At 63.6% G+C, this 5,568-nt stretch carries 4 protein-coding genes and 1 pseudogene; all 5 read left to right on the plus strand.

What is annotated here, in order from left to right; genetic code table 11:
- Positions 1-1,139, plus strand: a 1,139-nt coding sequence (locus tag A2J03_RS15055; protein WP_156520407.1) for an AAA family ATPase, incomplete at its 5' end; no start/stop codon positions are given.
- Positions 1,140-1,161: 22 nt separating this feature from the next.
- Positions 1,162-2,541, plus strand: coding sequence for a signal recognition particle-docking protein FtsY (gene ftsY, locus A2J03_RS15060; RefSeq protein WP_197480786.1), 1,380 nt, complete (start codon positions 1,162-1,164; stop codon positions 2,539-2,541).
- 339 nt (positions 2,542-2,880) lie between these two features.
- Entirely contained in the window at positions 2,881-4,140 is a 1,260-nt protein-coding gene (locus A2J03_RS15065; RefSeq protein WP_197480787.1) for an ammonium transporter, read from the plus strand.
- A gap of 76 nt (positions 4,141-4,216) precedes the next feature.
- Positions 4,217-4,555 (plus strand): P-II family nitrogen regulator, encoded by a 339-nt coding sequence (locus A2J03_RS15070; RefSeq protein ID WP_068375411.1) that lies wholly within the window; start codon positions 4,217-4,219, stop codon positions 4,553-4,555.
- Positions 4,545-5,568: pseudogene (locus tag A2J03_RS15075) on the plus strand ([protein-PII] uridylyltransferase); the annotation flags it as partial. The gene A2J03_RS15070 and the pseudogene A2J03_RS15075, both read left to right, overlap by 11 nt.

Raw genomic sequence — 5,568 nt, forward strand, 5'->3', positions numbered from 1 at the left:
TGGTCGCCCGTCGCCACGCTGCCGCGGTGGCGGAATCCGTTGCATCGGCTGGAGATCGGGTGGCAGAGCGGCTGGCACGTGTCGTCGCCGCTGCGGCGGCACGTCGAGACGAACTCGCGGAGGAGCGAGCGAACACCACCGCGGAACTGGACCGGGTGAAGGAACAAGTCAGGGCATTGCAGGGCCAGCTGGCATCGATCACCGACGCAGTTCACCGCGACGAAGTTGCACGCGCGCAGGCCGCGTTGCGAATCGAACAGCTGGAGGCGACCATTCTCGAGCAGCACGGGATCGGTCTCGACGATCTGATCGCCGAGTACGGCCCGGACACCGTGCTCCCGCCGACCGAACTCGAAGTTGCCGAATACGAAGCTGCGAAGGAGCGGGGAGAGCAAGTCGTTGCGCCCGCGCCGATGCCGTTCGATCGACTCACCCAGGAGAAGCGGGCCAAGCGGGCCGAGCGGGATCTGGCGACGCTGGGCAAGGTGAATCCGCTGGCCCTGGAGGAGTTCGCCGCGCTGGAGGAGCGCTACAACTTCCTCTCGACGCAGCTCGAAGATGTGAAGTCCGCCCGCAAGGATCTGTTGGACGTCGTTGCCGATGTCGACGAACGGATTCTTCAGGTGTTCACCGACGCCTGGCTGGACGTCGAGCGTGAGTTCACCGGTGTGTTCGCGAAGTTGTTCCCCGGTGGCGAGGGGAGATTGATCCTCACCGATCCCGGGGACATGCTCACCACCGGTATCGAGGTGGAGGCTCGGCCGCCGGGAAAGAAGGTGAAGCGCCTTTCGCTTCTGTCGGGTGGTGAGAAGTCCTTGACGGCGGTTGCCATGCTCGTCGCCATATTCCGTGCGAGGCCGTCGCCGTTCTACGTCATGGACGAGGTCGAGGCGGCGTTGGACGACACGAATCTCCGGCGACTGATCGGTTTGTTCGAGCAGTTGCGGGAAAAGTCGCAATTGATCGTCATTACTCACCAGAAGCCGACGATGGAAGTTGCCGACGCCCTGTACGGAGTCTCGATGCGCGGTGACGGAATCACCACGGTCATCTCGCAGCGTCTTAACCGCGACCGAGTGGAGACCATCGCAAGCGCCACCGAGGACGACGACGAGGTCGTGACGACGCCCTCCAGCTGACGCTACGACGCGTCCTGACAGGATGGATCCCGTGAGTACCCAAGCGTGGATCATCATTGCCGCTGTTCTGGCCATTCTCGTCGTCGGGCTCGTTGCCGGGTTCGTGTTGTCTCGACGACGCCGGGTGTCGTTGAAGTCGTCGGAGGCGCCGACGATCGAAGAGGGACAGAAGGATCGGTCCGGGGGATACAAGGCCGGTAGCGGGTTCTCCTTCAGTCAGGGCACGGCAACCGTCGAACCGGACCTGGCTCCGAAACCGAAGCCTGCACCGACGCCCGAGCCTGCGCCGACGCCCGAGCCTGCGCCGACGCCCGAGCCTGTGCCGACGCCCGAGCCTGTGCCGACGCCCGAGCCTGTGCCGACGCCCGAGCCTGTGCCGACGCCGACGCCGACGCCGGAGCCTGCGCCGACGCCCGAGCCTGCGCCGACACCGACGCCCGAGCCTGCGCAGGGACCTTCGGCCCCTGTTCTCGACGACATCGCTCCGACGGACGGCCGGCTCGATCGTCTCCGCGGGCGTTTGTCACGCTCTCAGTCTGCGGTCGGCAAGAGCCTTCTCGGTCTACTCGGCGGTGGTGACCTCGACGAGGACTCGTGGGAGGAAGTCGAGGACACGTTGCTGATCGCAGACCTCGGCTCAGCGACAACCGAGGAGATCATGGTCTCGCTGCGCGAGCAGATGGCGTCGCGGAGCATCAGAACCGAGACGGATGCGCGTGCATTGCTCAAAGAGATCCTGATCTCGCAGCTGCACCCCGAGTTCGATCGTTCGATCCGCGCGTTGCCGCACGACGGCACTCCTGCAGTTCTGCTCGTCGTGGGTGTCAACGGCACCGGCAAGACGACTACCACCGGCAAGCTTGCGCGTGTCCTCGTGGCCGACGGCCGGCGGGTTCTGCTCGGTGCTGCCGACACGTTCAGGGCCGCCGCAGCAGACCAGCTCCAGACGTGGGCCGAGCGCGTCGGCGCGGATGTCGTCCGAGGAAAGGAAGGGGCCGACCCTGCTGCGGTGGCGTTCGATTCGGTTACCCGCGGTATCGAGCAGGGTGTCGATGTCGTGGTGGTGGACACCGCCGGACGCTTGCATACCAAGTCGGGCCTGATGGACGAGCTCGGCAAGGTGAAGAGGGTCATCGAGAAGCGCGCGCGTGTCGACGACGTCCTTCTGGTCCTCGACGCGACCGTGGGCCAGAACGGTCTGACTCAGGCCCGGGTGTTCGCCGAAGTGGTCGACATCACCGGAGTGGTCCTGACGAAGCTCGACGGGACAGCCAAGGGCGGAATCGTATTCCAGGTGCAACGTGAACTCGGTGTGCCGGTGAAGCTGGTCGGTCTCGGTGAAGGAGCCGACGATTTGGCGCCGTTCGAACCCGAAGCATTCGTCGACGCGCTCTTGGGCTGAGATCACGGGAAGGTCTCGAATCGCAACACACGTTTCTCTGGTAACGCCTGAAAGCGAGCCTCGGTGCGTCGAGTCGGTCTCTGTAAAGCCGACCGGGCAGCCGAGGAGAGGCACGGAAACGGGCGAACCGGAAATTCCCGAAATTGTGAAATGCCTGCACGAAACTTTTTAGCAACAGTTTCGGGCCATGCGTTCACATGAGCGAAACACCCGAGTGTCATGGATGAAACTTCTTGAAACCACTCTTTGTCCGTAACCGCGCACCAACCGGTGTGCAGGAGAAGGAGGGTGTACGTGAGTCCCGAGGATTTGTTGGCCAATTCCGGCAACGCCGCATGGATGCTGATCGCAGCATCTTTGGTACTGCTGATGACGCCGGGTCTGGCGTTCTTCTACGGCGGTATGTCGCAACAGAAGTCCGTCTTGAACATGATGATGATGTCGTTCGGATCGATGTGCGTCGTAGTGATCATCTACGTCCTGTGGGGATGGTCGATGTCGTACGGCACCGAGGACATCGGCGGACTATTCGCCAATCCCTTCGAGTTCTTCGGACTCAAGGACTCGATCACCGATGCGGACGGCAACTTCATCGCCGGACCGTGGGGATACGCCAACATCATCGACGTCGCTTTCCAGGTGACGTTCGCGATCATCACCGTCGCACTGATCTCCGGCTCGATCGCGGGCCGCGTCAAGTACGGGACCTGGCTCGCATTCGCAGGCATCTGGGTCACGCTCGCGTACTTCCCGCTGGCACACATGGTCTGGGGTGGCGGACTGCTCTCGGGCTCCGAGGACGGCCTCGCAGCGAAGATCTTCGGCACCACCGACGATGGTGACGGTGGTCTCGTCGCCTCCGTTGCTCCGATCGACTTCGCCGGTGGCACCGTCGTTCACATCAATGCCGGTATCGCGGGCCTCGTTCTCGCCATCATCATCGGCAAGCGCATCGGCTTCGGCAAGATCGCCTTCCGCCCGCACAACCTGCCGTTCGTGATGCTCGGTGCCGCACTGCTGTGGTTCGGGTGGTTCGGCTTCAACGCTGGTTCGGCGTTCGCGGCGGACGGCGTCGCCGGTCTCGCCTGGGTCAACACCACCGCGGCCACCGCTGCCGCGATCGCCGGCTGGCTCATCACAGAACGTATCCGTGACGGACACGCCACCAGCCTCGGTGCCGCGTCGGGCATCGTTGCAGGCCTCGTCGCAATCACTCCCGCTGCCGGAGCCCTCACGCCGGTCGGCGCAATGATCCTGGGCGTCATCGCCGGTGTTCTCTCCGCACTCGCAGTCGGTCTGAAGTTCAAGTTCGGCTACGACGACTCGCTCGACGTCGTCGGCGTTCACCTGGTCGCAGGACTCTGGGGAACCATCGCCATCGGCTTGCTCGGGTCCGAGACCGGCCTGTTCTACGGTGGTGACTACAAGCAGCTCGTCGTGCAGATAGTCATCGCAGCGTTCGCTCTGATCTTCACCGGAATTGTCACCGCGGTCATCGCCTTCGCGCTCAAGCCCCTCGGTTGGCGCGTCTCGGAAGAGGAAGAGGCCAACGGCATCGACGAGGCCGAACACGCCGAGACTGCGTACGACTTCGCCTGACAGGGTAGAGATAGGAGCGAGAAGTCGCTCAGCATGCAACCGTGCACTGAAATGAGCTTGTGAAGGGAAGCAGAAAATGAAGCTGATCACGGCAATCGTCAAACCGTTCACGTTGGAGGACGTCAAGACGGGCCTCGAACAAGCCGGCGTGCTTGGCATGACGGTCAGTGAAGTACAGGGGTATGGACGGCAGAAGGGCCACACCGAGGTCTACCGCGGTGCGGAGTATTCCGTCGATTTCGTGCCGAAGGTGCGTGTCGAGGTCGTCGTCGACGACGCGGCCGTCGAGAAGGTCGTCGAGGTCATCGTCGAGGCTGCACGCACCGGCAAGATCGGTGACGGCAAGGTTTGGGTCTCCCCGGTCGAATCGGTCATCCGAGTTCGCACCGGAGAACGCGGCGCTGATGCACTCTGACCCACACGGGTCGCGGACGGGCGGCCCCGATTCTTCAGCGAAAGCTGCAGGATCGGGGCCTTCGGTCTCGAAGGGCTCCGCACCGAAGGGCACCAACGACGCCGCAGCAGATTTGGCGCGTGCAAGAAAACAATTGCTCGACGGTGGGAATCGCAATCGCCGTCTCGACGCGCCCTCGCTTCGCCAAGCTCTGGTCGATCTACATGAATTCTGGCTGACCACCAAGGGAGCCGAACTCGGAATCAAGCCCGACTCGGGCTTCGCGATCGTGGCAGTCGGGGGCCTGGCGCGCCGCGAACTGCTTCCGTACTCCGATCTCGATCTGATTCTTCTGCACGACGACATGAGCCCGGAGATCGTGGCCGATGTCGCTGACAAACTGTGGTATCCGCTGTGGGACGCCCATATCAAACTCGATCACAGCGTGCGTACCGTTCCGCAGGCGCTGCAGGTAGCGGCAACCGACATGACTGCGGCGCTGGGGATGCTCGAAGCGCGTCACATCGCTGGGGACATCGAGTTGAGCAATCTGCTCATCGGCGGCGTGCGTCGGGAGTGGCGTACCGGCATCAGAACCAGGTTCGACGATCTCATCACTCAGACACGGTCGCGCTGGGCCCGTAGTGGGGAGATCGCGCACCGTGCGGAACCGGACCTCAAGAGCGGACGAGGTGGTCTTCGCGACGTACAACTTCTCGACGCATTGTCGATCGCCCAGCTGACCGATGGAATGCCCGGACTCGGACCCGAGTCTCCAGGTGGAGGCCTTGCCTTTGCGCACGGTCGGCTGCTCGACGTACGCACCGAGCTGCATCGCGTCGCAGGTCGCGCACGCGACCAGCTGCGCGCGCAGGATGCGGACGAGATCGGGGCTGCGCTGCGAATCGGAGATCGATTCGACCTGGCGCGGGTGCTCAGCGATTCGGCACGAACCATCAGCTACTCCGTCGACGTGGGACTGCGCACCGCAGGAAACTCGCTGCCGCGGCGTGGTCTCTCGCGGCTCAGACGTG

This window comes from Rhodococcus sp. EPR-157 (genome assembly GCF_001647195.1).
Classification (GTDB): Bacteria; Actinomycetota; Actinomycetes; order Mycobacteriales; family Mycobacteriaceae; genus Rhodococcoides.

Excerpts from the sequence above, each read along its gene's own strand:
- ftsY (WP_197480786.1), top strand. The coding sequence starts at position 1,162 with ATGGATCCCGTGAGTACCCAAGCGTGGATCATCATTGCCGCTGTTCTG.
- A2J03_RS15065 (WP_197480787.1), top strand. The coding sequence starts at position 2,881 with ATGCTGATCGCAGCATCTTTGGTACTGCTGATGACGCCGGGTCTGGCG.
- A2J03_RS15070 (WP_068375411.1), top strand. The coding sequence starts at position 4,217 with ATGAAGCTGATCACGGCAATCGTCAAACCGTTCACGTTGGAGGACGTC.